We start from the raw sequence: 26,354 nt of genomic DNA, 5'->3' as shown, positions 1-26,354 counted from the left end.
TATGGCAAAAAGAATTCTGATCACCGGAGCCGCCGGCTTCTTAGGATCGCACCTCTGCGATCGTTTCATCAAAGAAGGATACCATGTTATTGGTATGGATAACCTGATCACAGGCGATATCCGTAACATAGAACACCTGTTCCCCTTGTCTAGCTTTGAATTCTATCATCACGATGTTTCAAAGTTCATTCATGTACCGGGCGAACTGGATTATATCCTCCACTTCGCTTCCCCTGCCAGTCCTATCGACTACCTCAAGATCCCTATTCAAACATTGAAAGTGGGCGCTATGGGTACACATAACTGTCTGGGTCTGGCAAGAGCTAAAAACGCAAGGATCCTGGTAGCCTCTACCAGCGAAATATATGGCGATCCATTGGTACATCCGCAGAAAGAAGAATACTGGGGTAATGTAAACCCGGTTGGCCCGCGCGGTGTGTACGACGAAGCCAAGCGTTATATGGAAGCTATTACCATGGCTTACCATACCTTTCACCAGGTAGAAACAAGGATCATTCGTATTTTCAATACGTACGGTCCCAGGATGCGGCTCAACGACGGCCGCGCCTTACCGGCATTCATCGGACAGGCGCTCCGTGGCGAAGACCTCACTGTTTTCGGCGATGGTAGCCAAACACGCTCTTTCTGTTATGTAGACGACCTGGTTGAAGGGATCTACCGCTTACTGATGAGCGACTACGATCAGCCGGTGAACATTGGCAACCCTAACGAAATTTCCCTGAAAGACTTTGCCGAAGAAGTATTGAAATTAACAGGCTCCGCTGTTAAGATCATCTACAAACCTTTACCGGTTGACGATCCCAAACAGCGTAAGCCCGATATCACCAAAGCAAAGGAGATCCTGGGATGGGAACCTAAAGTTGACAGGGCAGAAGGTTTAAAGGCTACTTACGAGTACTTTAAAAGCCTTCCCAAAGAAGAATTGTTTAAACAGCCTAAGACGTTTGAATCCAAATAAAAGCATATTTGCTTCGCTGACGAACGGGGAAACATCACTCGCCGTAATAGGACTGGGATACGTTGGTTTACCCGTTGCACTTGAATTGGCGAAACACGTAAAAGTGATCGGATTCGACGTAAAAGAACATAGAGTTGAACAGCTGAGGCAAGGAATTGACCCCAGCGGTGAAATAGCTGATACTTCTTTTAAAGGCCGCAACATTGTATTCACCTCTTCCATAGAGGTGCTGCGTGATGCGGCCTTTTTTATTGTAGCCGTTCCTACACCGGTAGATGACCATAACGTTCCCGACCTCACCGCCATAAAAGCGGCATCCGCAACTGTTGGAAAGGTATTGCAGCCCGGTGGTTATGTAGTATATGAATCTACCGTGTATCCGGGTTGTACCGAAGAGGTGTGCTTACCCATTATTGAAGAAGTGAGCGGACTGTCGTTGGGAACTGGTTTTAAAGCCGGGTACTCCCCCGAGCGTATTAACCCGGGCGACAAGGTGCATACGCTTGAAAGTGTAATTAAGGTAGTGGCCGGCAGCGATGAAGCTGCCTTGCATGAAATAGCACAACTCTACGAACTGGTAGTGAAAGCAGGCGTTCACAGGGTGCCTTCCATTAAAGTTGCAGAAGCTGCCAAAGTAATTGAAAATACACAGCGCGACCTGAACATCGCACTGATGAATGAACTTTCGCTCATCTTCGATAAGATGGGACTGAACACCTTTGAAGTGCTCGAAGCTGCAGGTACAAAATGGAATTTCCTGAAATTCTATCCCGGGCTTGTAGGCGGACATTGCATAGGGGTTGATCCTTATTATCTTACCTATAAGGCTGCCGAACTGGGTTATAGCTCCAAGGTGATCCTTGCCGGCCGTTATATCAACGATGGAATGGGCGCCCACATAGCCAGGAAGATCTTACAGCATGTGTTATTGCATAATGGCAATGTGAAGGATGCTAAGATCCTGATCATGGGCGCTACTTTTAAAGAAGATGTATCGGATGTACGGAACTCAAAAGTCGCCGATGTGGTACATGGCTTACAGGAATATTACCTGCGTGTAGATGTGGTCGACCCCAACGCAGATAGCAACGAACTGCAACATGAATATGGCTTCTCTCTTGCGCAAAAGATAGACGACGATTATGATGCAGTGATCGTGGCGGTTGCCCATCAGGAGTACCATTCCTGCAACGATGATTACTTTGCCGCTATCACCAAACCGCATGCATTGATTGCCGATATAAAAGGCGTTTTCCGTAACCGCATTCACTCCAGGATGTACTGGAGTTTGTAATTCCTGATAATATGAAACATACTATTCTCGTTTCAGGTGGATATGGCCAACTGGGCTTTGAACTCGAACGCCTTGCTCCCGCATTGTCTGCCTTCGAATTCATTTTTACCGACAGGGACACGCTCGATATTACCGATCCCGGTGCCGTGGCAAAAGCTTTTGAACAACACAAGCCTGCCTTCTTTATCAACTGTGCCGCCTATACTGCCGTTGATAAAGCCGAAACAGATCGTGAGCTGGCGCTGGCTATCAACGCTACCGCTGTTGGCATCATCGCCACAAGCTGTCAAAAGCACAACACGAAGCTGATTCATATTTCTACCGATTATGTTTTTAATGGCAAAGGCACCAGTCCTTACCAGCCTGATGATGCTGCCGAACCATTGAACTATTACGGGGAAACAAAATACCAGGGCGAACAACTGGCCATGAAACATAACCCCGATACGGTGATCATACGTACGGCATGGGTATATAGTGAACATGGCAACAACTTCGTGAAAACCATGTTGCGCCTCATGGGCGAACGCCAGGAACTGAATGTGGTGAACGACCAGGTGGGCAGTCCCACCTATGCGAAAGACCTGGCCGCTGCTATTCTTCATATCGTCAATGCTGTGCATACCGGGGAAAAAACATTCCAGCCGGGGTATTATCATTATTCCAATACCGGTGTTATTTCCTGGTTCGATTTTGCTACCGCCATCAAAGAAATAGGGCAGAAGTCATGTGAAGTGAAAGGTATTCCTTCATCAGCCTACCCTACGCCTGCAGCCCGTCCCGGTTACTCGGTGATGGATACGCACAAAATACAGCAGGTGTATGGCGTGGCCCTCGTACCCTGGCGCCCCAGCCTCGAAACATGTATCCACAGGCTGCAATCGAATTAAAAGTAAAGAAATGAAGGGGGGGGCGATCCCTTCATTTCTTTTTGCAGAACGGCCAATTCGGCCAATTAACGGCCAATTATTTTAGAACATACTTACTACCTCGGCCTTTTGTACCAATCTGCTTTATTAGCCCGGTTAAAACAAGATTTTGCAAATCCTCTGTTGCGGCAGATTTACCTACATTATTTAGCTCCTGATATTTAGCATTCGTTAACTGGTTTCCTTCCGCCATATACAACAAGGAGTTTACCTGTCGTTCATTCAACCCCAGTTTTTTCAATTCTGCTTCATTAAAACGATCTTTAAACAGCGTTACTAAAATACCGCCGTCCTGCTCAATAATCTCTGGCTCTGGTAAGCCCGCCTCCTTACAGGATTGCATTATTTTAAGCGTACCGCGACCCCATGCGTCAATGTAACCACCTTTAAAACATACTTCGGCTATTAAGGCGTTGCGAGGGCGAGAGGGGTGCAGCCTCTTTAAAGATTCCAATGATAACCTTGCGGTAGCATTCCCTCATTCCAGCAATTGAACTTATTGTCATACATTCTTATCTGAACATTGCTACCCATATAATCTCGATGAACAAGAGCGTTCAGCAATATCTCACGTAATGCCGCCACTGGATATTCACCCTTCTCAATTCTCAATAAGCCTTCAAAGCTGACTGCTTTAGTGAAAAACTTCCTATTTAATATTTCTGGTACCTCTTGGAAAATACTAAGCAGATTTCCTTCAACTGTTTCCTGGAATCTTAAATCGTCATCTGAGAAGCCAAATCTGCCTATTTTTACCATCATATTGGCATAAAACCTAGTTGGGTCTTTTCCAAACAATATTACTGCCGCGCGTTTAATCTTTCCTTCTTCCGACAATCGCAATTTTTCCAATAGTGCGGGTAGTGTTATATCATCCTCTATTTCCGGCAAGCGGCCGCTTTTCCTGGCTGCCTTCAGATAAATGTTTACTGAGTTATCGTCAATATCGTTTATTGTTGCCGAGGGCTCTATTACATCATCCCAGGTTTTACCTGTTTTCCGTAACAAGAATTCTAGTAAAGAATTTCCCTTTAGCTCCTGCTTAGTGCTGCCACTGCGCGTATAGTATGCACCTCGCAGAGAAATAGGAACGGCATAAGCGGGTGTCACTATTTCTAGGTAGTGCAAGCCTTGCTCTTTATGAAGATTCACTTCCACAATAATACCTAGCACATCCCTTATTTTGTTTGGCAGGTCTTCCATCAGCTTCTTGTAGTCCGATACGCCTGTAACAGTGCCGTGGTCATCTTTGCCAATAAAAATAATACCACCTTGGCTATTAGCAAATCCAACTATCCATTTCAGATAGTCTTCGTGCCAGCTTTGCTTATACTCTATGCATTGATGCTCAGGCATTGGTGCTCATTGTTCTTATAAAGATAGCGCATCTGTGAGGAAAGATATAATGGAGATGGCGAAATTACAGTGCTAGAGCCAGCCAGCGCGAATGCAAATAAGTCCTAAATTGTTTTTATGAAAAAATATGCACTTCTTACAATCGCGGGAATATCTCTTTTGGTGATAGGTATTGTATCTACTGTTCTTGTCTTTAAGACAGTTTTCGCCCTGGCTGGCTCCGCACTCTGTGTTGTAGGTGGAACTGTTTTATTAAATAAGGCAAAAAAGATCTATGCCAGCTTTCATGTATCATCAGCGGATGAACAAGCGGCAATGCGGGCCCGCCAGCAGAAGGGAGCAATGATTGCAGCCATTGTTTTCCTGTTGGTAGCTATTGCCATTATTGCCTTTAATATGTATAAACATTAGCACAATAATGGGGGCGGCTTCCTTCAGCCGGACAAAGGGAATACTTACGCCCGGCTGAAAAGCAATCAAGAGAGAAGATCGAAGTTGTATCGTATCTGGCGGTACCAGTATCGCGCAGTTCGCACAAAAAAATTGTTGCTGAACTGCCTTCCCGGCCGCCGGATCGTACTCGGCTCATCAGGCGTATTATGATGCAGGAATAAGCCCGCATAGTGCCTGCTGATAACACAACGCCCTTTGTTCCTGATAAAAGAAACACACATCCAATACTCTGTACGGTCGGCATTGATACCTTCCTTATAAGGACCGAACTTACTGCTGAAATCTGCTCTTCTCAAATGAGGCGTATCGCTGTAAGCATATATCTTATGATAATCGGTAGCAAACAAGGGCATATACATTTCCTCATACGCCGTAGAATAAGGCCGCAGGTAAGGATAACGTGCATGCGCAAAAAAACGGACAAGGTCCAGTTGGGCATCCCTGTTCATGATGCTGATGGCATCAGGTAAATCCTGTATAAAGAGAGAGGTGAATTCAAAATCCTCCTGTATATACAATACCAGCGACGTTTTTACCGCTGCTTGTCCTTTGTTCAGGTTATGACCAAGCCCTTTGTTTACCTGGCCGGGTATTATTGTAAACTTGTACTGCAATTGCAACGCCTGCAACAGGGGGAAATGCTGTTCGTCGCTGGCGTCATCGGATACGATGATTTCTTCAAAACCAATACCCGCCTGCTGTAACGAACGTAAGAGTCTTTCCAGTGAATGGGGCCTGTTATAATGCGTAATAAGTAAGGTAACGTCTTTGTAAATATGCATATGACAGGTTTTAAGGCAGGAATCTGTCCCGGACTTGCTTGAGCCAGTCTTTTAGGCGGGGATTCCTGAAAATGAATGAGGTGAAAAATGAACTGATATGCTGACCCTGGCTACGATAGCCTGTTGTTACTTTACGTTGAAATAAAGCAATCGTATCAAACCTGTTGATTTCAATGCGTGGTATCTGGAAGGGCTTCGTGTTGCCGGTTAATCCCGGCTGTACCGTAAAAGCCGCGCGAAAGCCCAGTTGGTCCAGTAGCTGCAGGCAGCGATGATTGTACCTGCCATAAGGAAAAGCATAATACAGGGCTTGCTTCTGCAGGTGCAGCTCTACCAGCCGTTTGCTTTCTGCTATTTCTGTTTGCAGGGCTGCGTCTGCAATCATGTTATGCGTTAAATGCTCATGCCCGTGCGGCTGAATATCCCAGCAGTCCTCTTCCATTTCCTTTAATTCCTGCCAGTTCAGTGGCCTGTCGCCGGAAGGAAGTGTAGTTGAAAAATGGGGCAGCACCCGGTAGCTCTCTGCACCTACCGCTGCCGTTGTAACGAAAAGTGTAGCGGTGAAGCCATATTTACGCAGCAGGGGAGTGGCCAGCCGGTAAAGGGATACATAACCATCATCGAAAGTGATGACCAGCTTTTTGGATGCCTGCGAATGAAACGTGGAAGCCGGTTCCCGGAGCAGATCGGCGATAGTAATGGTTGTATAGGCTTGCAACGACAACCATTGAAGCTGGGCTTCAAAAACACGTAGCGGCACATGCAGATAACCCGCCTCTTCCTGGGTGGGATTAACCGAGTGATACATAAGAATTGGAATCCTGCTTAACAAAATAATAGCCTCTCTCGGAATAGTGATTAAATCTTGTTTTTCTTACGATAAATCACGGCTATTGGATTTCAAAAAAACATTCGGGTAATTCGGACCGGCCCTGAATGGATTTTATCAAAGTGGATATTGAAATAGGTAATGACTGAAGTAGCAGCATTAACAGACTCGCCCAAAGAATGTTCTGCCGGTATGAAAATCAAAAGTAGAGATAAGTTTTGCACTGTTGGTAGCGTACGCTATTAAGAACAGGTTATAAAGCGATTATAAAAGCCTTTAAGTGCCCTTTCAGACTGCTTGCCTGCAACTCCCTTGGTGAAGTCTTTTGAAGGGCTTAAAACGCCTGTTTTGAAAGAGCGTTTTTACAGGGGCTGTAAAACAAAAAGAGCGAGATTTTCATCTCGCTCTCCGTTGGATTACTAGGATTCGAACCTAGACAGACAGAACCAAAATCTGTAGTGCTACCGTTACACCATAATCCAATCGTTAATTGGGATTGCAAAAGTAAGCGCTTTGTTGAAACTGCCAAAATATTCGAAGCTTTTTTTCAAAAAAACTTCAAATATTTTATTGACACTGTACGAGGTAATAGTTCTTCTTTCCCTTCTGAACAAGTAGATATTTACCATGTAACAATTGGCTCGCCGATATAGTGGTTGCTACTTCTGCTTTCACACGGTTGATGCTTACGCCTCCGTTCTGTACCATCTTTCTTGCTTCTCCTTTACTGGGGAAGATCGTTGTATCTGCAAGGAAACTTACAATGTCTACACCTGCCTGTAATTTATCGGCCGCATAATCGAACTTGATCACACCTTCCATGTTCTCGAGATCTTCTACGGATAACGATGCTGCAGGTGCATGCTGGTTGGCGAAAAGTTTTTCTGTTGTTTCTATTGCTTGCTGATAGGCTGTTTCTCCATGAACAAAAGTGGTTACCGCCTGCGCCAGTGCTTTCTGTAAACTGCGCGCACCAGGATTTTGCTGATGTTGTTCTAGCAGACCTTTAATCGTTGCTTCGTCGAGGAAGGTGAATATCTTGATCCATTTTTCTGCATCGGTATCGGTAGCGTTAAGCCAGAACTGGTAGAACTGGTAAGGAGTGGTACGCTGCGGATCAAGCCATACATTCCCGCTTTCTGTTTTACCAAATTTACCACCATCGGCTTTTGTGATCAGTGGACAGGTGAAAACAAATGCTTCACCACCCGCTTTGCGTCTAACCAACTCGGTACCGGTGGTCATATTACCCCATTGATCGCTTCCGCCCATCTGCAGCTTACAGCCTTTCTCTTTGTAAAGCCAGTAAAAATCGTAACCCTGCATAAGCTGGTAAGCAAATTCTGTATAGCTGATACCGGTATCGCCTTCAATACGTTTCTTCACACTGTCCTTGGCCATCATATAGTTCACGGTAAGATGTTTACCCGTATCGCGCAGGAAGTCGATGAAAGAAATAGGTTTGAACCAGTCATAGTTGTTTACCATGAGCGCTGCATTCTTACGGGCAGGATCGAAGTCGAGAAACTGCTCCAGTTGCGCTTTAATACCGGCAACATTCTTCTGAAGTGTTTCTTCATCGAGCAGGTTTCTTTCTGCACTCTTCATCGAAGGATCGCCGATCATACCAGTGGCGCCACCTACAAGCGCAATAGGCTGATGCCCTGCTTTCTGAAGGTGTACCAGCAGAAGTATAGGTACAAGACTGCCTATATGTAAGCTATCCGCCGTTGGGTCAAATCCTACATATCCTGTTGTCATTTCTTTTAAAAGCTGTTCTTCCGTTCCCGGCATTATATCTGCGATCATTCCCCGCCAGCGTAACTCTTCTATGAGGTTCATGCAAAAATCAATTTGTGCAAAAGTAGTGGAAAGTGTTTTCTTTGCATCATGATTAAAGTAGGTATCGGAACAAGGGTATTGAATTTCCTGGTCGACACATTCCTGTTATTCTGGCTGGCATATGCAGCCTATAAGGTGGGCTATTTTTATGCGTTCTTCTACAAGGCCTGGTTCTTCCCGTTCTACTACTATTTCTTCGCCATGCAGTTCCTGTACTATTTTATTTTTGAATCGGTCTTCAGCCGCACACCCGCCAAATGGCTTACCTTAAGCAGGGTGGTCACCAGCACAGGTAAAAGACCTTCCCTCGCGCAGATCTTCATCCGCTCCCTGGCGCGTATCCTTCCTGTCGACTGCTTCTTTATTCCTTTCCTGGAGAAAACCCTGCACGACGCAATCAGTAAAACGGAAGTGGTAGAAGTGCAATAAAAAAAGATAGGAGATTTCATGAAAGAATGGCAGCGCACACTCTCCGGCCTGCTTTTGGTCGTTGATTCCTGCCACCGGCAAATGTTTCGTCAGCTGTTACCCGTATTCTCCGGCTAAAATTTAGCGTCTGCTAAAAACTGCGCTTTATATACGGGTAGTAAAGCCGCACTAAAGCCGTAACTAACTACGCAATGCTTCAAACGCCGGTCTCCCTCCTGTTGATATACTTCCCGATAACATCAAACTCGATATTGACCATGCTGCCTTTCACCACCTCCGAAATACTGGTATGATGATAGGTGTAAGGAATGATGGCTACCGAAAACGCGTCTCTGGTGATATTGAAAATGGTAAGACTGGTGCCATTGAGGGAAACAGAGCCCTTCTCTATGATCAGCGAATAAAAGATCTCAGGAATGCGGAAACGGAATTCCCAGCTGCCGTTGAGGTCCTGCCGGTCAATACATTCAGCCGTAGTATCCACATGCCCCTGAACAATATGCCCGTCAATACGGCCATTGAACTGCAAACAGCGCTCAAGATTTACAGACCGGCCGGTTTCCCACGACGAAAGATTGGTCTTGGAAAGCGTTTCTTCTATCGCAGTAACCCGGTGAAGCCCTTCCTGGAGCGCATCTACAGTCAAACAAACACCTTCGTGACTGATGCTTTGATCAATTTTCAGCTCCTGGGCAAGAGGGCTGGCAATCCAGAAAATACGGTTAGTACCTTTATTTTCAACACTTACTACGGTGCCGGTGGCTTCTATGATTCCTGTAAACATGTATGCAAATTAGAGAATTCGTGAATTAATTTGGAAATTTGGTATCCGGTGTTATCTTTGCAGTCCAAATTTTTAAAAGGAGGTATTATACCATGTTAATTATAGATTCAAAAGACTGCGAAAACATTGACAAGGCGCTGAAGAAGTATAAGAAGAAATTCGAAAAAAGCAAAGCCCTGTTACAGCTGAGAGAGCGTCAAAGCTTTACCAAACCCTCTGTTAAGCGTCGCGGTGAGATTCTGAAAGCCATCTACAGACAGAAGCTGGCAAGTGGTAAAATAGAAGCATAATTCAATTTTACAATCATATTGAAGTAGCCATAAGGTTTCCTACCTTTATGGCTACTTTGTTATGTTAGATAGCTACCAACCTCCTATACAACGGTTTATCGACTACCTCCGCTTCGAAAAAAGGTACTCGCAACATACCGTTCTTTCTTATCAGAACGACCTGGAGCAATTCCTCGTTTTCCTGGTGGCCGATTTCGATGCGCCACCGCTTTCCCGTATTACTTCCGGCATGGTACGCACCTGGCTGGCTTCTCTCAAAGAAGAAAAATACACCGCCAGGAGCATCCAGCGTAAAATATCCGCACTCCGTACCTTCTTCAAGGTGCTGATCCGCGAAGGTATGATCGCCGAAACCCCCATGACCACCATCGTTACGCCCAAATCAGGCAAACGCCTCCCCGCATTCGTGGCAGAAGCGGATATGCAAACGCTATTCTCACACGTTGAATTCCCCGGCAACTGGAAGGGGAAAACCGACAGGCTCATCCTCATCCTCTTTTATCATACCGGCATCCGTGTGAGCGAACTGGTGAACCTGAAGGAATCGCAGCTCGATGTGTCGTATGCACAGCTCAAAGTGCTCGGAAAAGGCAATAAGGAACGCATTATTCCCCTGAACCCGGCACTCGTGAACGAAATGCAGGATTACATCGCGCAAAAGAAAAATAAGGCGCCCAAACAAAACGCAGGCATAGGAGAGGAGCAGCCCGCCGCTGCCGCAGGCGATCGTCTTTTTGTGACCGAAGCCGGAAAACCCCTGAACAGGTCTGCCGTATACCAGTCCGTAAAGTTTTACCTGGCACAGGTAACCACGCTGGAGAAAAAGAGCCCGCATATCCTCCGGCATACCTTTGCCACCCATCTTACCAACGCCGGCGCCGACCTTAACGCCGTGAAAGAACTGCTGGGCCATGCAAGCCTTGCCGCTACCCAGGTATATACACACAATACCATCGAAAAGCTGAAAGATGTATTCCGTAAAGCACATCCCAAAGCATAGAGCCGTCCGGAGCAATAGCACGTCGTATGTAAAGTATACGCATACCTGAAAAATGCTTATACCTTATAACATGCTTTTCAAATGTCTTTCCCGCTTCTGTAACATCGCAAAACATACAAGGTTTAGCTTCAGCAACGGGCACTAAAGCGCATGCGATCCGTTCAAAGAAGTGTTTCGCAGACACGTTCAGGTACTGGAAATACCTGCAGCGATTTACCCGAAGTCGCAACACTCATTTTTAAGGATTTTTTTAGAGGCGAAAATCGCCGGAATCCTTGCTGGTTCCGTGTATATGCCTTATCTTCAAAGTGAATCTAATTAGTTCTTTTATTTATTGTTCACCGTCTAAATGTGTTTTACTATGAACGCAAACATCCAAACCGTACATTTCGATGCCGACATGAAGCTCATTGATTACGTAGAGAAAAAGCTGGCTAAGATCAGCACTTTTCATGACCGGGTAATCAAAGTGGATGTTTTTCTAAAACTGGATAATGTAGTACACACGATCAAAGACAAGATCGCAGAGATTCGGGTGCATGTGCCGAAGCAGCATTTTTTCGTAAAAGCTTCGTCCAAGTCATTTGAAGAATCCTTTGATTGTGCCTTAGATTCACTTGTAAACCAAATAAAACGTAAAAAAGAAAGACAAACTGTGTAAAAAAAAGGGCTTCGGCCCTTTTTTTGTTTCAGGCACCCGCATATTGACATTTGTTTTACATAGTGCAGCCTAATTTTGCACTTGTTAAACAGGAAAAACGAAGTGAAATGAAAAAAGCAGGGTGGATGGCTGCTTTGCTGCTGGTGGCGGCAACAGCTTGTAACAGTGAAGGGATCGTTCGTACAAAAGCACATATCCTCGAAAGAAAAATGTTGTCGAACGGTAAACTGCTGATCAATTATGTTTTCAGAGCACCCCACGGAGAGGTCATCACCGACAGCGTGGCCGTCGACGAACACAAAGTCATCCCGCATGACTCGGTGCCACTCATCTTCTCTCCAAAGAATCCCAAAGAAAATGAATTGGAAATAGGGAAATAGAACAGACACCCGTTCAACTTCAAACAGTTACGTGCTGAAAATTTTCTTGCGCCAATACAATAAACTTTTTAAAATCAATTCATAACGGTGAAACCCACGCCACCAAAAGCTTCTCTTTATTCCCGCCATCCGCCATTCTGTTATCTGCGCTCCGGCTGTTCAATCTTTTTTTGAAAATTTCTCTCACAAAATTTTGCCAAATGAACTTTTCTCTTACCTTTGCCATCCCGAAAAACAAGGGGTAGTTCTTTAAAAAGCCACTTTAGCTCAGTTGGTAGAGCAACTGATTTGTAATCAGTAGGTCGTTGGTTCGACTCCGACAAGTGGCTCCTTTTAAATTTAGGGCAGGTTCCAGAGCGGCCAAATGGGGCGGACTGTAAATCCGCTGTCTTTCGACTTCAGAGGTTCGAATCCTCTCCTGCCCACAGTTCTTTCAGTTATATACGGATTTTTGCCAGACAATCTAAAAATTGTACATTCGGCGCCGTATTGGCAAATGTAACATGCGGAAGTAGCTCAATTGGTAGAGCGATAGCCTTCCAAGCTATAGGTTGCGGGTTCGACCCTCGTCTTCCGCTCTTTAGTTCGCAAACACTGTGTTTACAACGCCGGGATTCCATCCTGAACTTCAAAACACATACCACTGCCAACTGGGTAACGCCGTTGTAGCTCAGGGGTAGAGCACTTCCTTGGTAGGGAAGAGGTCGTGAGTTCGATTCTCACTAACGGCTCTGGTTTATTTTAGAATAGCTGAGGATTAAGATTCGAAGAGATTAAAATAATAGCCATGTGCGATGTTTTGCTTATTATAGCAGAACATGATACATAAAACTCAAATTGTAAAACCACAACAAAAAACCGATAAAGATGTCTAAAGAGACCTTCAAGAGGGAGAAACCTCACGTAAACGTTGGAACCATCGGTCACGTAGACCACGGTAAAACAACTTTAACTGCCGCTATCACAGACGTTCTGTCTAAAAAAGGTCTGGCAGAAAAAAGAAACTATGATGATATTGATGGTGCTCCTGAAGAAAAAGAAAGAGGTATCACAATCAACACCGCTCACGTAGAATATCAAACTGGTAACCGTCACTATGCACACGTTGACTGTCCTGGTCACGCTGACTATGTGAAGAACATGATTACCGGTGCTGCTCAGATGGACGGTGCTATCCTTGTTGTGGCTGCTACCGACGGTCCTATGCCCCAAACGAAAGAACACATCCTGCTGGCTCGCCAGGTAGGTGTACCTCAGATTGTGGTATTTATGAATAAAGTTGACCTGGTTGACGACGCTGAGTTGTTAGACCTCGTTGAAATGGAAATCCGTGAACTGTTGAGCTCTTATGGCTTCGACGGTGACAACACGCCTATCATTAAAGGCTCTGCTACAGGCGCCCTCGCTGGTGAACCTCAGTGGGTGAAATGTGTAGAAGAACTGATGGAAGCGGTTGACTCTTACATTCCTTTACCTCCCCGTCCTATCGATCAGCCATTCCTGATGTCTGTGGAAGACGTTTTCTCTATCACAGGTCGTGGTACAGTGGCTACAGGTCGTATCGAACGCGGTATCATCAAAGTTGGTGAAGCAGTTGAAATCGTTGGTCTGATCGAAGAACCCCTGACTTCTACTGTAACTGGTGTCGAAATGTTCAAAAAACTCCTCGACGAAGGTCAGGCAGGTGATAACGCTGGTCTGCTGTTACGCGGTATCGAGAAAACTCAGATCCGTCGCGGTATGGTTATCGTTAAACCTAAGAGCATCACTCCGCACACCGAATTCAAAGGCGAAGTTTACGTACTGAGCAAAGAAGAAGGTGGCCGTCACACGCCGTTCTTCAACAAATACCGTCCTCAGTTCTACTTCCGTACTACAGACGTAACTGGTGAATGTATCCTCCCTGAAGGTACTGAAATGGTGATGCCTGGCGATAACACCAGCTTAACTGTTAAGCTGATCCAGCCTATCGCTATGGAAAAAGGTCTGAAGTTCGCTATCCGTGAGGGTGGCCGTACTGTAGGTGCCGGTCAGGTTACTGAAATTATCAAGTAATCAATATAGATACAAGGTATTGATTACCATGTATTGAACTAAAAAAGTGCCTGTATAGTTAGTCCTTACGGGCACTTTTTTAGTAATTATCCTGGCTTTATTTCGCTGCAATATCACCCCAATCAGGTACATTTGCAGCAACACAACATACAAATGCACACGGGCCTAGTTCAATGGTAGAATAGAGGTCTCCAAAACCTTTGATACGGGTTCGAATCCTGTGGCCCGTGCATCTGATCTGAAAATGAACAGCAACTACTGAAAATAAATCCATTTATCTTCAGTATCTTGTTGGGCATTTTCAAGTTTAAACTCAAATATTCGGAATAGTGAACAAAGTTTCTAACTATTTTAAAGAGTCCTACCAGGAATTACTCGAAAAAGTAACCTGGCCCGACTGGTCACAACTCCAGCAGTCTACTGCTATCGTTCTCGTGGCCACAGTCCTTATTACCGCTATGGTTTGGACAATGGACTTCGCAAGTAACCAATTACTGAAATTGGTTTACTCATTAATTAAGTAAGGGCTAATCAGGAGAAATTTATGGAAGAAAGTACAGCACAACAAATAGAAGCCGCTGAAAGTAAATGGTACGTGCTGCGCGTGGTTTCCGGTAAAGAAAGAAAGGTAAAAGAATACCTCGACAAAGATATATCACGTAGTGGCTGGACAGATATCGTGAAGCAGGTGTTCCTGCCAATGGAAAAGGTCTATAAAGTGCAGAACGGTAAAAAAGTAATGCGCGAAAAAAACTATTACCCTGGCTATGTTATGCTCGAAGTGGCCGGCGATAAACTTAACGACGACATCATCCAGCATATCAGCAATATTACCAACGTCATGCACTTCCTTACCGACGGTAAAGGCAGTAAAGGTAATATCATCTCCCTCCGCAAAGCCGAAGTAAATAAAATGCTCGGTAAAGTGGACGAAATGAACGACCAGGGTGTCCTCCTCAGCGAACCTTTTATCGTAGGCGAAACCATCAAGATCATCGAAGGACCATTCAACGACTTCAATGGCGTGATCGAAGAAGTAAACGACGAAAAGAAAAAACTGAAAGTCACAGTAAAGATCTTCGGACGCTCTACCCCGGTAGAACTCAACTACATGCAGGTAGAAAAGATCAGCTAAAAAGTTCAATCTTAATTGCCTATAAAAAAGCCCCGGACTTACTGTCACGGGGCTTTTTAATTGTTTTTTCACAGCATTCCTTCCTTTTATTATTTTCTTTTCATACCTTTGCACTCCCAAAAAGTTCTTTAGATTTAGAGAATGTTTGTATTTGGGAGTTTCGGCAATTGCCGGAACGTTAATACCAAAAAATAAAGCATCATGGCAAAAGAGATCGCAACGTACGTTAAGTTGCAGGTGAAAGGTGGCCAGGCCAACCCCGCACCTCCGGTAGGTCCTGCTTTGGGTAGTAAGGGCGTGAACATCATGGAGTTCTGTAAGCAATTCAATGCCAGAACCCAGGATAAAATGGGAAAAGTTCTCCCTGTTCTCATTACCGTGTACACCGACAAGTCTTTCGACTTCGTCATCAAAACACCTCCCGCTTCTATCCAATTAATGGAAGCCGCTAAAATTCAAAAAGGTTCTAAGGAGAGCAATCGTAACAAAGTAGGTAAAGTAAACTGGGAACAGGTTGAGGCTATCGCTAAAGATAAAATGCCCGATCTTAACTGCTTTACTACCGAAAGCGCTATGAAAATGGTAGCTGGTACTGCACGCAGTATGGGACTTACTGTTGAAGGCACAGCCCCCTGGGAAAATTAATTCTGTATCTCCTAAACTTATTTGCAATGGCAAGTCTTACTAAAAAAAGAAAAGTAGCGGAAGCGAAAATCGATAAAAATAAACTGTATACCCTGAAGGATGCTTCGGCAATCGTTAAGGATATCAACTGCACTAAATTCGATAGCTCAGTAGACATTCACGTTCGCCTGGGTGTTGATCCTAAAAAAGCAGACCAGCAAGTGCGTGGTACTGTTACCCTGCCCCATGGCACCGGTAAAACCAAACGCGTTCTGGTTCTTTGTACGCCTGATAAAGAAGCTTCTGCTAAAGAAGCAGGCGCTGATTTCGTTGGTCTGGATGAATTCATCCAGAAAATCGAAGGCGGCTGGACCGATGTTGATGTAATCGTGGCTACCCCTTCAGTGATGCCTAAAATTGGTAAACTGGGTAAGATCTTAGGTCCACGTAACCTCATGCCTAACCCTAAAACTGGTACCGTTACGAACGACGTAGCTGCAGCAGTTAACGAGGTGAAAGGTGGTAAAATCGCTTTCAAAGTAGATAAAGCTGGTATCGTTCACGCTTCTATCGGCCGCATTTCTTTTGCTCCCGAGAAACTGGTGGAAAACGGACAGGAATTCATTAATGCACTCATTAAACTGAAACCCTCTTCCGCTAAAGGTACCTACCTTAAAGGTGTAAGCCTCGCCAGCTCTATGAGCCCCGGCATTACTATCGACACTAAATCAGTTCAGAACTAATCCGTTCGGATCATCTAATCCGCACTGGTTACAAAAAGAAGCGTTATGACAAAAGATCAAAAAAACGAGGTGATTGAACTTCTGAAAGAGAAGTTTTCCCAATACAACAACTTCTACGTAACTAATACCGAATCGCTCACCGTTGAGCAGGTTGGTAAATTACGCAGAGCTTGTTTCGATAAAGACGTGGAAATGAAGGTGGCTAAAAACACCCTCATCCGCAAAGCACTCGAAGCTATCGATGCTGAGAAATATGCTGGCATGTACGAGTCTCTCAACAACGTTACTGCCCTCATGTTCTCCGAAAACCCTAAAGAACCGGCTATGATCCTGAGCTCTTTCCGCAAAGAAAGCAACGGCGATAAACCAGTTCTCAAAGCAGCTTTCATCAACGGCGACATCTACAGTGGCGACGAAAACCTGAAAGCACTTACTCAAATCAAAACCAAAAACGAACTTATCGGCGAGGTTATCGGTTTACTCCAGTCTCCTGCAAAACGTGTTCTGGCGGCTTTACTCCACCACCACGAAAAACAAGCAGAAGCAGGTGCTACCGAAGCTGCTGCAGCCGAATAATTTCTATATCTATTTTTTTAAACATCCGCCGGAGTGCATGACGCGATGAAGGCGGGAAAAAAACAATAATCATGGCAGACGTTAAAGCATTGGCCGAAACATTAGTAGGCTTAACAGTTAAAGAAGTTCAGGAATTAGCAGACGTGCTGAAAGCTGAATACGGTATCGAACCTGCTGCTGCTGCAGTGGTAGTTGCTGCTGGTGGCGATGGCCCAGCTGCTGTTGAAGAAAAAACATCTTTCGATGTTATCCTCACTAGCGCAGGTGCAAGCAAACTGAACGTAGTTAAAATCGTTAAAGAATTAACTGGTTTAGGCCTGAAAGAAGCAAAAGACCTGGTTGACGGTGCTCCTAAACCAGTAAAAGAAGGTATCTCTAAAGCTGAAGCAGACGAACTGGTTGCTAAGCTGAAAGATGCTGGTGCTGAAGTTGAAGTTAAATAGTTCGCTTCGCGATAAAATAAAAAAGCCGCCTCAATATTTTTGAGGCGGCTTTTTCATTATACCTGTTAAAGACTGCTTTTCGCAAAATTGCCCTCAAACCTGTTCTCTACCCCGTCGGCCATATAATTATACCAAAAGTAGAACCTTTGATTAATGGCATCATAACTACCTCCGGAGCTCTTGATCACTAGGCTGCCCCACGAACTGAACGTTAAACTCTTGTCACTGTTCACTCTTATCGTAACCCCGCTCGCAGTAAGATTCTTCATCTCCTCAGTAGTCGCAAGATGATAGAACCGCACAGTATTGAAATTCACAGCCGTAAGTGTCCGCACAAGCGCCAGTGAAATGGTATCGGCAGAAGCCACGCCATATTTATAATACCTGCCCGTAGCCTGGTAAGAACCGGAATATTGATTGAACAACTTAAAGGAAAATAACAATACCGTGTCCTTCGTCCGGATAGGCGCATACGATGGATCCGATACCGACGCTATCCTGAAGGTAAGCGCATAGGCAGAATCACAATGTAAGCCCGCTGTCTTGATTTGAATAGGCATATTACCATAAATACCTCCAGCCTTGATATTAACCAGCGAATCAGGAATTTTATAACTGACGCCGTTTAACAACTGGTACTTTATATCAGTCGACTTATACCGGTGCATCGCATTGTATTGCGCTACAGCAGCATTCCCCGCCTGGCCCACCTGTACCGCCAGGTCTTTGTCGATCAGCTGACTTCCTCCCGTAGCCACAGAAATATAACTGTCAGCAGTTTCATCAGCCGAAGCTTTATACGCTATATTCATGATCTGCATACCCTCGTTGTTCGATTGATTCGCACCAACCAGGTACACGCTCTTTGCATATTGTTCCGTTCCCAGGGGATCTGCCATCTTGCTGCAACCCATCATCAGGGAACAGCCTATGAAAAATGATGCGGTTTTTATATGAGTAATCTTCATGTGTAAATAAGTTTTGGCAGCTGCTGCCGGTACCGGTGATATTATCCCGCTACCAGCCATTGCAGCGCTCTGGTTAAATGATACTGATATTACCAACTTGGATTTTGAACCAGCTTGGTATTCTTATCCAGGGCATTTTTAGGGATCGGCCAGAAATACATTTTAAAGCTCCAGAACCTTAACGTGAGTTGCTCGTTCAGCGTCGTCCTGGTAAAGAACTGTTGCCTGTTGCTTGAACTGGCAGCCACATTCATACCCACAACAGGCTGCGAATAAGCAACAGGCGCATCGAGCCAGCGGCGTAAGTCGTGGTAACGCCTGCCTTCACACGCAAACTCTACCTTACGCTCTCTTTTAATGGCTTCCCTGATGGTAGCCTGACTGGCAAGTTCAGCAGCGCTCAATCCCGGCAGCCCCGCCCTGAACCTAACGCGGTTGAAGGCATTGGCTATTTCGGTAACATTCCGCTCAACGGTAATGCCCGTAAGCGCATCGGTATAGGGATTGTTTAATTCATTAAGCGCCTCTGCATAGTTCAGCAGTATTTCCGCATAGCGGAACATTGGAAATACCTTCGGAAGAATAGAACCACTTTGCTTCATATTGTCGGCAAAATGATTGTACTTGATACAGGTATAACCTGTATGGTTATAGTCATTCGGAAAGGTATTGATAGGCGCAGCAGTTCCGTTTGAATAATACGTGATCTCTACGTTTTTGATATTAGCATCGGTACCGGTATAAGAAGTGCCCTTCCAGTACGAATGACAAAAACCTATATTGGCATAAAAGCGCGCCTCCCTGTTATCATACATTTTAGGCGTATTCGCCACAAGCTGAACATCGGAAATGTTCTTGAGCGCACCAATAGGCTGGTAAGCTGTAGCCGCATCGGGATAAGGATACGTAGCGCTTGAACTATTGATATCCCTGCCGTCTTTCATCTTAAAAGCGTCTACAAGATCCTGCGTAATATTCAGCCCGTTCCCGCCACTCATATGCGAAGGGGTAGACAACCATAACGGTGAATCGGTACCACGAGGGTCTACGTTACGTGACCATATGATCTCAGGATTACTTGTGGCAGGTACCTCTCCCACAAAAGTGTATTTATAAGACCGGTAAGGATCCAGTCCGCCTGCGCCATTGGGATAGGCCGCAGAAGGAACGTTGGCAGCAAGTGGATCGGTATCGGCTGCCCGCGGAAAAATATAAAGCTCATACCTTCCCGTTTGCATCACCCTCTTTGCCGCAACGGCAGCTTTACCCCACTTGCTGTTATCCTCCGAAGTGGATATGAAATTGGTGCCGTCAGAACGTTTCCACGTAGCATAGGCAGGATTGCCATTGTACATAGGGCTGGCAGCAACCAGTAAAACACGGCTCATCACAGCCAGCGCCGCACCGGAAGTAGGACGGTTCACTTCCGCCAGCGCATCCTTGGTAGCCGGTAACAGGTTATAGGCCTGCTCCATATTCTTGATAATGTATTTCACACAATCATCATAACTGCTCCGCTCCAGTGATAAAGACGACGATGACGCCGTTAGATCCTGCGCCGTATCAGATGGTATCACAGCCGGCCCGTATTGCTGTATAAGATGATAAAGAAAATACCCCTTGAAAAAATACATCTCACCCAGGTATTCTCTTTTAGTCACCAGCGACAACTCTTTACACTCATCGATCCGGGCAATAACAGTATTCGCCTTCCTGATGCCCCTGTACCAGTTCTCGTAATTATTGTAATACGAATTCGCAGTATAAGGCGTTATCTCACCCAGTAACAGCTTTATGCCGGCATGCCTTGCATCGTTCCACGAAGTAAAATTCTCGTCCGATGCCCCCTGGAACGGCGACCACGATGAGGTCCATAACCTGTCTTCCGCCGGCAGGTAAGAAGCAATGCCATTGATATATTGAAGTAACTTATCCTGCGTTGCAAAAACGGAATCCAGTTGAATGAAATCGTAAATGTATTCGTCGATATTCAGGTAAGCTTTCTTACACGAACCTGCTGCCATCGTCAGGCCCAGGGCCAGCATCGATATGAAAAAGAATGATTTTATTTTATATAATCTGTTCATCTTGTAAAAGTTGATTATTTAAAATTCAGGTATAGCTGTACGGTATAAGTACGTTGAATGGGATACTTGGCGCCATTGGAAGAAGCTTGCTCAGGATCCCAGAGCTTTACCTTATCCCATACGGCAAGATTATAACCAAGTAAGCTGAAGGTGGCGGCGGCTATACCTTTTTTCCTGAGCCACTCACATTCCCACTTGTAATTGATTTCCGCATTTTGCAGGCGCACAAACGATGCATCGGCAAGCCAGAAAGTAGAAGCCCTGTTGTTATTGGTATTGTTGCCATAAGTGAGGCGGGGAAATCTGGCATTCGGATTTTCAGCGATCTCATCCTTGCCCGCAAGGCTCGCAGGTATCCAGCGGTTCGCAGGATTGGCTACAATGCGCAGCACATTGCCTGTCGATTCTCCCACAAACGGGTAATAACCCGTACCTCCAAGAAAATAACTAACCTTGTCCTGGTGCGTAAAAAGTAAACTCGCCGTCCACTTCTTATATGAAACCACAGGCGCAAAACCCAGTACGATCCTCGGAACATTCGAGTAGTTGAGCGGCACTATATCATCAGTATCTATGATGCCGTCTCCGTTTACATCTTTATACTTGATATCGCCAGGCAGATAATTGCTCATAAATGTCTGCCTCGGACTGCTGTTGATATCTGCATCATCTTTAAATAAGCCTAAGGCTATCAGCCCTCTTTGTACACCATAGGGTACGCCCGTATAAGACTGGTATGGAAAATTAACCCCCGCCTGCTCGTAGTGGGTGACTTTATTACGGGTGATCGTAAAATTGCCGCGCAGCGTAACTTCAAGATCTTTCTTCACCTTCTTGGTGAACGCCAGCGTACCATCTGCACCCCAGCTCTTCATAGCGCTCGTGTTAAGCCATGGATTGGCAGGCGAACCCACTTCTTCAGGTATCGTCACACGCTGCTGGTAAATATCTTTCGCATTGGTTTTAAAGATGTCTACAATGATATCTACCGCATTGTCGAACAACTTCATATCTACACCAAGGTTGTACTTGATAGAGGTCTGCCATTTCAGATCCTTCATGCCAATCTTCGTTTCTGTGATCGCAGTACCCCATTGGTTCGAACCTGTCGACAAAATGGTTTGGTAAGGAAACCTTACAAGCTGCCCGGCTGCATTCACGATCTTTGAGTTACCTACCTTACCAATCGATCCGCGTAATTTGAAATGGGTTAAGAACGGCAGATGTACCCTCGTCCAGTCATACTGCGTTGGAACCCAGCCGGCCGATACCGCAGGAAATAACCCGTATTGCTCACCAGGCCTGAAATTCTCAGATCCGGAATAACCCACATTACCCTCCAGCAGGTAAATGTCTTTATAAGAATAGGTCACACGGGCCGATACTGTTTGTGTTCTCAACGGAATAATGCTCATATAAGGAAGCTCATAGGCGTTTACATCCGAAGTAATATCCTCCTGCCTGTAATAGTGAACCAATGCCGATACATTATGTACCTCGTTAAACCGGCGTACATAGTTCAGCTGGGCTTCCATATACATACCCCGCGTAATGCCGGCCGACTGGCCATAGCTGGGCGCCGTGGCAACCACCGTCCGTTGTGTTACCAGTTCGCCACTGTTCGATCTGCCTATTTGCCTGTAAACATCTTCAGCTATCTTGGAATGGGTAGCCGTATTGTTGCCGGCATAGGTCCATGAAAATAAACCCCTGGCGGTAAGCCCGGGTGTAAGGAACTTCAGATCCTGGTCAATATTTACTTTCGCATTGATAGTATTCGCATCTATCTTTTTGAACCCGGTATTGTTTAAAAGAAAATAAGGAGTAAGCTCATTGCCCGATGCGCCATAACCGGCCATCTGGCCATTCGAGAAACGCAGCGGCGACGCAACAGGGGTGATAAGCGCCTGTGAACTCCACAAATAATCATTGTTCGTCCCATAAGCAGGAGCACCCTGCATTACAATCGCATCATCCATCAAAAGCGATAACTTGGTAGTGGGAGTTAAATCCACATCAACATTCGCACGGAAATTATATTTCTTGTAATTAGTGTTTACATCATATTTATGAGCGGTGTTATCCTGCTTAAAGATCCCCTCTTTATTCAGGTAACCAAGACTCATAAAATAACGGGCGCTCGTGCCGCCGCCTGATATGTTTATATTATACTGGTCATAACGCGAACTCTTCTTTAAAAGAACATCACGCCAGTTCACGTTAGGATATTGATCAGGGTCCAGGCCGGTTTTGAAAAGTTCTACCTCCACATCGGAATAAACAGGGTTCTGGCCCCGCGCCAGCCTCGCTTCATTCGCAAGCTTCGCATAGTCATACGCATTAACATAGTCAGGCATACGGGCCGATTCAGTACGCGTACTGTTCCCCCTGAAATTCACTTTTAAAGCGCCCGCCTTACCACGTTTCGTTGTAATGGTTACCACCCCGTTGGCGCCGCGTACACCAAATACAGCCGTTGCAGAAGCGTCTTTTAAGATCGCAAAACTCTCGATGTCCGAAGGATCAACATTATTCAGGTTGCCCTCTACACCATCTATTAACACCAGCGCAGCAGAACTTGCTCCAAACGTACTGATACCACGTACCCAGAACTCCGAAAAATCGGCGCCGGGCTCACCGCTCCGGGTAACCGATATAATACCCGGAACCCGTCCCCCCAGCATATTGCTGATAGAAGTGGCAGGTAACTGCAGCTCCTTCACATTCACATTGGTGACAGCCCCCGTTGTAGTTATTTTCCTTTGAACGCCACGCCCCACAACTACAACCTCATCCTGCGTCGTTACTTTTACCTCCAGAACTACTTTTAGCTTCTCCTTTGACTCCGTAACCGGCAACTCATACAAATTATAATTGATATGTGAGAAAACCAGGGTCGAATTGGCAGGTATGTTCTGAAGCCTGAAATGCCCCTCGTCATCCGTTTTGCCGCCTCTCGACGGACTGCCCTTAAGCGTAACAGATACGCTGCTGATCTCCTTGCCGTTAACATCCATAACGGTGCCCGATACAGTGATATTGCCACTGCTCTGCGCTGTCATCGCCAGCGGGCATAGTAATACCAGCGCAAACAGGTATATAAAGTTCATTAAGCCTTTCTTCATAAAGTCTTTATTTATAGGATGGCATGGCGCTTTACCCTGTAAATGCCGTAGCCATCACAGTTATCTACTGATGATATGGTTTGGTTTATTCGATGGCTAGTTTCCTGATGGTGCAACCCCAGCTTTCTCCCAGGAAATAGTTATCATATTCGTCCGCATTGATAGCATAGGGATAGTTTAGTTTCGACGAAAGCGGATCGCCATTGCTGAACCCCAAAGAGGCTGTCGTCCCGGCAATACGCGAAACATAACCGGAACCATGGTTTAACCTGCGAACTGTATGGTTATTGGTATCCATGATCAGGATATTGCCTTCCCCGTCAACAGCAAGTCCGCCCGGACTGTTGAACTTGGCTTCCAGGCGCGGACCATCATTGGTGCCCTGGCTCGAGCCCGCCCACAGCTGCACATTGGTGCCGTTCTTCTCAACCCGGTAAATAGAATGAATATTTTGAACGCCAAAGTAAAAGCAGTCGTCCACACGGCTATACGCCAGGTAATTATAATCGGCGCTGCCCACAGGACCGCATGTTTCATTTAAGATCTGGACATTCCCGGGATTGTCTATTTCAAGACGCCCAAACACGCCAGCCTTGTCCCGGAAATAAAGCCATTGCTCCGTATTATCCAGTGCAGCCGAAACTATAACACCCGCCACAGTAACACCATTGGGCCTGGCAATACCTGCCGTAAGCACTTCAGGAGCCCATAGGTTTTCCTTCTTATAACAGATGACTTTATGAGGCACCCCATATTGAATGGCATACACCTTCGTACGCGCTGCATTAATGGCAGGCTGCCCCGCCGCAAAACCCGTTTGTACCGTATATATCTTGTTCTCGGGAATGGAAAGATACCTGACCGCACCACTCAGCATTTCAAACGACATCACCTGGTCTTCTCCAAGTGCCGCTATCCCAAAGGTCCGCTGAATACGGCCATCTGCCATAGAGCCATCCACAGACCCGGCAACGCCCGTCAAACCCACTACATTCGAAATGTTCTGCGAAACACTGTAACGGAAGGTTTTGGCGATAGAAACAGAATCGTTCTTCACCTTTATACTTATCTTATTATTACCTCCGTTTTGCTTGGGTACAAGACAGTAAATGTTTTCATTGTCGATATTCACAACGGTGGCAGGCCGCGACTTTTCATTATCGATGAAATAAACCTTGACCAGCGATTTGTCGTTCCCGAAATTGGTTCCCTTTATAATTACCTTGGTTCTTATAACACCCGAATCAACAAAGAAATTATTGAAAACAACAGGCCGGCCAGGATCATAAGGAAGTTGATTGTTGGAACTGTAAGAATCCTTCTGGCACGAGAATAAGGATAAACCCAAACATAAAGCAAGTGAAGCAGCCGTAGGCGCAGGTAGGCATCGGCGGGTTGGCATGGTCCGCCCAGGCAGGCGCCATGCATGATGCAGCATTCTTTTCATATGTGATCGTTTTTTCTTTTAAAACGCAGTTAGTACGAGGCTCAACCTCAAAACAATTCAGGCAATCGGTCTAAGCAGCATTAAACTGTTTCTGTGAACACCTAAAATTAATTAGCGGAATAAATAAGAAGGGGGACGGATTGGTATATAAACGGGTGTATTTTAACTTTTTTTTAGCTATCTCAAAATGTCCCCCATCGTTTTATTACTTATAAGCATAAAAAACGGTGCAGAAATTCAATTCCTGCACCGTTTGAAAAGGTTGGCGGTTACTCCGGCTTATCTGTCCATCACATACTTGAATTCTATCCTTCCCACAAGTTGTTGCTGTTTATTATAACACATATCCCGCTGCTTCAGCCCTTCCGTACTAAAAACATACTTCCATACCAGGTAGTTCGAACTGCCCGCTGTTATCTGTGTCATCTGCGTTACCCGACCGGCAGCGTCGTATTCAAACAAATAATCCGGTAACATCCGCCGCGCCCGGCTATTATAACGTACAATATCGGTAAGCTGCTTTTTACTATTATAATAGTAATACCAGGTTTCTGTAATATTGCCAGCCCTGCTCCAGCGCTCTTCCGCTACATTCCCCTGGTCGTCATAAGTAAAGGTGACAACCGTCGTATCTTTTTTATCCTTGATCTTCAGCATACCGCTGGGTTTGCCGTCAGCCTGGTATTGCCATTCATGTACTTCCTCGCTGCTGTAACCCCTGCCCGCATCACGTGTTACAGCTGTTATGGAACCCGGCCTGCCATCAGCCTGGTAACGGTAAGTTGTAACAGTGCTGATCCTGGCGCTGCTGTCCTCGTTCCGCTCCAAACGCAAACCTTTATAAAAACTCTTCGAAATCGATACCTCCCCGGAAGGACTGGTAGTATTCGTTTCTACCTGTGAAAAGTTGGCGCTGATTGTCTGGTTCAGTGCAAAACGCGGTGTTTGCTCTCCATCCTTTTCAAAACTTTGCGCAGTCATACTTTTTACCAGGTTAGTTTTTAGTGCTTTATATTGCAGCGTACTTTGGGCACCCGAAACTAGATCGGTATAGTAGAACTGGGAGAAACCCCGGTGCACAATAGCCAGCATCAAAAGCAACAAGAAAGATCGTAACATTATGATTGATTTTCGGTCTCAAAC

General features: G+C 45.5%; 27 protein-coding genes and 6 tRNA genes. 21 read left to right on the top strand and 12 right to left on the bottom strand.

Annotated elements, in window-relative coordinates; all coding sequences use genetic code 11:
• Position 1 precedes the first annotated feature (1 nt).
• The 3 genes from ESB13_RS10210 to rfbD are packed head-to-tail and all read left to right on the top strand — an operon-like array spanning position 2 to position 3,163.
• Positions 2-979 (top strand): UDP-glucuronic acid decarboxylase family protein, encoded by a 978-nt coding sequence (locus ESB13_RS10210; RefSeq protein WP_129002876.1) that lies wholly within the window; start codon positions 2-4, stop codon positions 977-979.
• Positions 966-2,273: a nucleotide sugar dehydrogenase gene (locus tag ESB13_RS10205; RefSeq protein WP_246022487.1), complete on the top strand. Its 1,308-nt coding sequence runs from the start codon at positions 966-968 to the stop codon at positions 2,271-2,273. The genes ESB13_RS10210 and ESB13_RS10205 overlap by 14 nt, the downstream gene beginning before the upstream one ends.
• Before the next feature lie 11 nt (positions 2,274-2,284).
• A complete protein-coding gene (gene rfbD, locus ESB13_RS10200) occupies positions 2,285-3,163 on the top strand; it encodes a dTDP-4-dehydrorhamnose reductase (protein WP_129002875.1) in 879 nt (292 codons plus the stop codon).
• A gap of 76 nt (positions 3,164-3,239) precedes the next feature.
• On the opposite strand, the gene ESB13_RS23940 is transcribed toward rfbD, so the two are convergent.
• On the bottom strand, positions 3,240-3,656 hold the full coding sequence (locus tag ESB13_RS23940) for an ATP-binding protein (protein WP_220399602.1): 417 nt from the start codon (positions 3,654-3,656) through the stop codon (positions 3,240-3,242).
• A complete protein-coding gene (locus ESB13_RS10195; protein WP_220399601.1) occupies positions 3,644-4,558 on the bottom strand; it encodes an AlbA family DNA-binding domain-containing protein in 915 nt (304 codons plus the stop codon). The genes ESB13_RS23940 and ESB13_RS10195 overlap by 13 nt, the downstream gene beginning before the upstream one ends.
• A gap of 117 nt (positions 4,559-4,675) precedes the next feature.
• On the opposite strand from ESB13_RS10195, the gene ESB13_RS10190 reads away from it, so the two are divergent.
• A complete protein-coding gene (locus ESB13_RS10190) occupies positions 4,676-4,969 on the top strand; it encodes a hypothetical protein (protein WP_129002874.1) in 294 nt (97 codons plus the stop codon).
• A 65-nt stretch (positions 4,970-5,034) separates the two neighbouring features.
• On the opposite strand, the gene ESB13_RS10185 is transcribed toward ESB13_RS10190, so the two are convergent.
• From ESB13_RS10185 to tyrS, 4 genes are all read right to left on the bottom strand, one after another.
• The gene (locus tag ESB13_RS10185) at positions 5,035-5,793 is read right to left on the bottom strand and encodes a glycosyltransferase family 2 protein (RefSeq protein ID WP_129002873.1); all 759 of its coding nucleotides are present in this window, start codon (positions 5,791-5,793) and stop codon (positions 5,035-5,037) included.
• 10 nt (positions 5,794-5,803) lie between these two features.
• Positions 5,804-6,601: a polysaccharide deacetylase family protein gene (locus tag ESB13_RS10180; RefSeq protein WP_129002872.1), complete on the bottom strand. Its 798-nt coding sequence runs from the start codon at positions 6,599-6,601 to the stop codon at positions 5,804-5,806.
• A gap of 432 nt (positions 6,602-7,033) precedes the next feature.
• Positions 7,034-7,104, bottom strand: a tRNA-Gln gene (locus ESB13_RS10175).
• Positions 7,105-7,189: 85 nt separating this feature from the next.
• Positions 7,190-8,464 (bottom strand): tyrosine--tRNA ligase, encoded by a 1,275-nt coding sequence (tyrS, locus tag ESB13_RS10170; protein ID WP_129002871.1) that lies wholly within the window; start codon positions 8,462-8,464, stop codon positions 7,190-7,192.
• A 48-nt stretch (positions 8,465-8,512) separates the two neighbouring features.
• On the opposite strand from tyrS, the gene ESB13_RS10165 reads away from it, so the two are divergent.
• Positions 8,513-8,893, top strand: coding sequence for an RDD family protein (locus tag ESB13_RS10165; protein WP_129002870.1), 381 nt, complete (start codon positions 8,513-8,515; stop codon positions 8,891-8,893).
• Positions 8,894-9,089: 196 nt separating this feature from the next.
• On the opposite strand, the gene ESB13_RS10160 is transcribed toward ESB13_RS10165, so the two are convergent.
• Positions 9,090-9,677 carry a riboflavin synthase gene (locus tag ESB13_RS10160; RefSeq protein ID WP_129002869.1) on the bottom strand — a complete coding sequence of 196 codons (588 nt, stop codon included), beginning with the start codon at positions 9,675-9,677 and terminating at the stop codon, positions 9,090-9,092.
• 92 nt (positions 9,678-9,769) lie between these two features.
• Between ESB13_RS10160 and rpsU the strand changes: the two genes are divergently transcribed.
• The 16 genes from rpsU (at position 9,770) to rplL (ending at position 17,584) form a co-directional block, all read left to right on the top strand.
• Positions 9,770-9,967, top strand: a complete 198-nt coding sequence (gene rpsU, locus ESB13_RS10155) for a 30S ribosomal protein S21 (protein WP_129002868.1) — start codon at positions 9,770-9,772, stop codon at positions 9,965-9,967.
• 61 nt (positions 9,968-10,028) lie between these two features.
• A complete protein-coding gene (locus ESB13_RS10150; RefSeq protein WP_129002867.1) occupies positions 10,029-10,967 on the top strand; it encodes a tyrosine-type recombinase/integrase in 939 nt (312 codons plus the stop codon).
• Between the two features lie 361 nt (positions 10,968-11,328).
• Positions 11,329-11,628, top strand: coding sequence for an HPF/RaiA family ribosome-associated protein (locus ESB13_RS10145; protein WP_129002866.1), 300 nt, complete (start codon positions 11,329-11,331; stop codon positions 11,626-11,628).
• Positions 11,629-11,735: 107 nt separating this feature from the next.
• The gene (locus ESB13_RS10140; protein WP_129002865.1) at positions 11,736-12,008 is read left to right on the top strand and encodes a hypothetical protein; all 273 of its coding nucleotides are present in this window, start codon (positions 11,736-11,738) and stop codon (positions 12,006-12,008) included.
• Positions 12,009-12,264: 256 nt separating this feature from the next.
• Positions 12,265-12,337, top strand: a tRNA-Thr gene (locus ESB13_RS10135).
• A 13-nt stretch (positions 12,338-12,350) separates the two neighbouring features.
• Positions 12,351-12,433: transfer RNA gene (locus ESB13_RS10130), tRNA-Tyr, on the top strand.
• An 80-nt stretch (positions 12,434-12,513) separates the two neighbouring features.
• Positions 12,514-12,586: transfer RNA gene (locus tag ESB13_RS10125), tRNA-Gly, on the top strand.
• An 81-nt stretch (positions 12,587-12,667) separates the two neighbouring features.
• Positions 12,668-12,739: transfer RNA gene (locus tag ESB13_RS10120), tRNA-Thr, on the top strand.
• A 136-nt stretch (positions 12,740-12,875) separates the two neighbouring features.
• Complete coding sequence (gene tuf, locus ESB13_RS10115) at positions 12,876-14,063, top strand: elongation factor Tu (protein ID WP_129002864.1); 1,188 nt, start codon at positions 12,876-12,878, stop codon at positions 14,061-14,063.
• Positions 14,064-14,222: 159 nt separating this feature from the next.
• Positions 14,223-14,293 (top strand) — tRNA-Trp (locus ESB13_RS10110).
• A gap of 99 nt (positions 14,294-14,392) precedes the next feature.
• The gene (gene secE, locus ESB13_RS10105; RefSeq protein WP_129002863.1) at positions 14,393-14,587 is read left to right on the top strand and encodes a preprotein translocase subunit SecE; all 195 of its coding nucleotides are present in this window, start codon (positions 14,393-14,395) and stop codon (positions 14,585-14,587) included.
• 20 nt (positions 14,588-14,607) lie between these two features.
• Positions 14,608-15,198: a transcription termination/antitermination protein NusG gene (nusG, locus tag ESB13_RS10100; protein ID WP_129002862.1), complete on the top strand. Its 591-nt coding sequence runs from the start codon at positions 14,608-14,610 to the stop codon at positions 15,196-15,198.
• A gap of 201 nt (positions 15,199-15,399) precedes the next feature.
• Positions 15,400-15,843: a 50S ribosomal protein L11 gene (gene rplK / locus ESB13_RS10095; RefSeq protein ID WP_129002861.1), complete on the top strand. Its 444-nt coding sequence runs from the start codon at positions 15,400-15,402 to the stop codon at positions 15,841-15,843.
• Between the two features lie 26 nt (positions 15,844-15,869).
• Positions 15,870-16,565 (top strand): 50S ribosomal protein L1, encoded by a 696-nt coding sequence (gene rplA / locus ESB13_RS10090; protein ID WP_129002860.1) that lies wholly within the window; start codon positions 15,870-15,872, stop codon positions 16,563-16,565.
• A 45-nt stretch (positions 16,566-16,610) separates the two neighbouring features.
• Positions 16,611-17,141, top strand: a complete 531-nt coding sequence (gene rplJ, locus ESB13_RS10085; protein ID WP_129002859.1) for a 50S ribosomal protein L10 — start codon at positions 16,611-16,613, stop codon at positions 17,139-17,141.
• Between the two features lie 71 nt (positions 17,142-17,212).
• Complete coding sequence (rplL, locus tag ESB13_RS10080; protein ID WP_129002858.1) at positions 17,213-17,584, top strand: 50S ribosomal protein L7/L12; 372 nt, start codon at positions 17,213-17,215, stop codon at positions 17,582-17,584.
• Positions 17,585-17,649: 65 nt separating this feature from the next.
• Here the strand turns inward: rplL and ESB13_RS10075 are convergent, their stop codons facing one another.
• From ESB13_RS10075 to ESB13_RS10055, 5 genes are all read right to left on the bottom strand, one after another.
• A complete protein-coding gene (locus ESB13_RS10075; RefSeq protein ID WP_164974162.1) occupies positions 17,650-18,552 on the bottom strand; it encodes a BT_3044 domain-containing protein in 903 nt (300 codons plus the stop codon).
• 89 nt (positions 18,553-18,641) lie between these two features.
• Complete coding sequence (locus tag ESB13_RS10070) at positions 18,642-20,639, bottom strand: RagB/SusD family nutrient uptake outer membrane protein (protein WP_129002856.1); 1,998 nt, start codon at positions 20,637-20,639, stop codon at positions 18,642-18,644.
• 14 nt (positions 20,640-20,653) lie between these two features.
• Positions 20,654-23,764 (bottom strand): SusC/RagA family TonB-linked outer membrane protein, encoded by a 3,111-nt coding sequence (locus ESB13_RS10065; RefSeq protein ID WP_129002855.1) that lies wholly within the window; start codon positions 23,762-23,764, stop codon positions 20,654-20,656.
• Between the two features lie 85 nt (positions 23,765-23,849).
• Positions 23,850-25,211 (bottom strand): IPT/TIG domain-containing protein, encoded by a 1,362-nt coding sequence (locus tag ESB13_RS10060; protein WP_129002854.1) that lies wholly within the window; start codon positions 25,209-25,211, stop codon positions 23,850-23,852.
• A 279-nt stretch (positions 25,212-25,490) separates the two neighbouring features.
• Positions 25,491-26,330 (bottom strand): hypothetical protein, encoded by an 840-nt coding sequence (locus tag ESB13_RS10055; protein ID WP_129002853.1) that lies wholly within the window; start codon positions 26,328-26,330, stop codon positions 25,491-25,493.
• Positions 26,331-26,354 lie beyond the last annotated feature (24 nt).

Source organism: Filimonas effusa (genome assembly GCF_004118675.1).
In the GTDB taxonomy this organism is placed as follows: domain Bacteria; phylum Bacteroidota; class Bacteroidia; order Chitinophagales; family Chitinophagaceae; genus Filimonas; species Filimonas effusa.
This window is presented reverse-complemented; position numbering and strand designations above follow the sequence as displayed.

Bases quoted from the DNA above. Each gene is read 5' to 3' on its own strand.
- ESB13_RS10070 (WP_129002856.1), bottom strand. From the start codon at position 20,639: ATGAACAGATTATATAAAATAAAATCATTCTTTTTCATATCGATGCTG.
- ESB13_RS10195 (WP_220399601.1), bottom strand. From the start codon at position 4,558: ATGCCTGAGCATCAATGCATAGAGTATAAGCAAAGCTGGCACGAAGAC.
- ESB13_RS10145 (WP_129002866.1), top strand. From the start codon at position 11,329: ATGAACGCAAACATCCAAACCGTACATTTCGATGCCGACATGAAGCTC.
- ESB13_RS10055 (WP_129002853.1), bottom strand. From the start codon at position 26,330: ATGTTACGATCTTTCTTGTTGCTTTTGATGCTGGCTATTGTGCACCGG.
- tyrS (WP_129002871.1), bottom strand. From the start codon at position 8,464: ATGAACCTCATAGAAGAGTTACGCTGGCGGGGAATGATCGCAGATATA.
- ESB13_RS10150 (WP_129002867.1), top strand. From the start codon at position 10,029: ATGTTAGATAGCTACCAACCTCCTATACAACGGTTTATCGACTACCTC.
- rplK (WP_129002861.1), top strand. From the start codon at position 15,400: ATGGCAAAAGAGATCGCAACGTACGTTAAGTTGCAGGTGAAAGGTGGC.
- ESB13_RS10065 (WP_129002855.1), bottom strand. From the start codon at position 23,764: ATGAAGAAAGGCTTAATGAACTTTATATACCTGTTTGCGCTGGTATTA.
- ESB13_RS10185 (WP_129002873.1), bottom strand. From the start codon at position 5,793: ATGCATATTTACAAAGACGTTACCTTACTTATTACGCATTATAACAGG.
- ESB13_RS10180 (WP_129002872.1), bottom strand. From the start codon at position 6,601: ATGTATCACTCGGTTAATCCCACCCAGGAAGAGGCGGGTTATCTGCAT.
- ESB13_RS10165 (WP_129002870.1), top strand. From the start codon at position 8,513: ATGATTAAAGTAGGTATCGGAACAAGGGTATTGAATTTCCTGGTCGAC.
- rfbD (WP_129002875.1), top strand. From the start codon at position 2,285: ATGAAACATACTATTCTCGTTTCAGGTGGATATGGCCAACTGGGCTTT.
- rplL (WP_129002858.1), top strand. From the start codon at position 17,213: ATGGCAGACGTTAAAGCATTGGCCGAAACATTAGTAGGCTTAACAGTT.
- ESB13_RS10210 (WP_129002876.1), top strand. From the start codon at position 2: ATGGCAAAAAGAATTCTGATCACCGGAGCCGCCGGCTTCTTAGGATCG.
- rplA (WP_129002860.1), top strand. From the start codon at position 15,870: ATGGCAAGTCTTACTAAAAAAAGAAAAGTAGCGGAAGCGAAAATCGAT.
- ESB13_RS10075 (WP_164974162.1), bottom strand. From the start codon at position 18,552: ATGAAGATTACTCATATAAAAACCGCATCATTTTTCATAGGCTGTTCC.
- ESB13_RS10060 (WP_129002854.1), bottom strand. From the start codon at position 25,211: ATGAAAAGAATGCTGCATCATGCATGGCGCCTGCCTGGGCGGACCATG.
- rpsU (WP_129002868.1), top strand. From the start codon at position 9,770: ATGTTAATTATAGATTCAAAAGACTGCGAAAACATTGACAAGGCGCTG.
- rplJ (WP_129002859.1), top strand. From the start codon at position 16,611: ATGACAAAAGATCAAAAAAACGAGGTGATTGAACTTCTGAAAGAGAAG.
- ESB13_RS10190 (WP_129002874.1), top strand. From the start codon at position 4,676: ATGAAAAAATATGCACTTCTTACAATCGCGGGAATATCTCTTTTGGTG.
- ESB13_RS10160 (WP_129002869.1), bottom strand. From the start codon at position 9,677: ATGTTTACAGGAATCATAGAAGCCACCGGCACCGTAGTAAGTGTTGAA.
- tuf (WP_129002864.1), top strand. From the start codon at position 12,876: ATGTCTAAAGAGACCTTCAAGAGGGAGAAACCTCACGTAAACGTTGGA.
- ESB13_RS10140 (WP_129002865.1), top strand. From the start codon at position 11,736: ATGAAAAAAGCAGGGTGGATGGCTGCTTTGCTGCTGGTGGCGGCAACA.
- nusG (WP_129002862.1), top strand. From the start codon at position 14,608: ATGGAAGAAAGTACAGCACAACAAATAGAAGCCGCTGAAAGTAAATGG.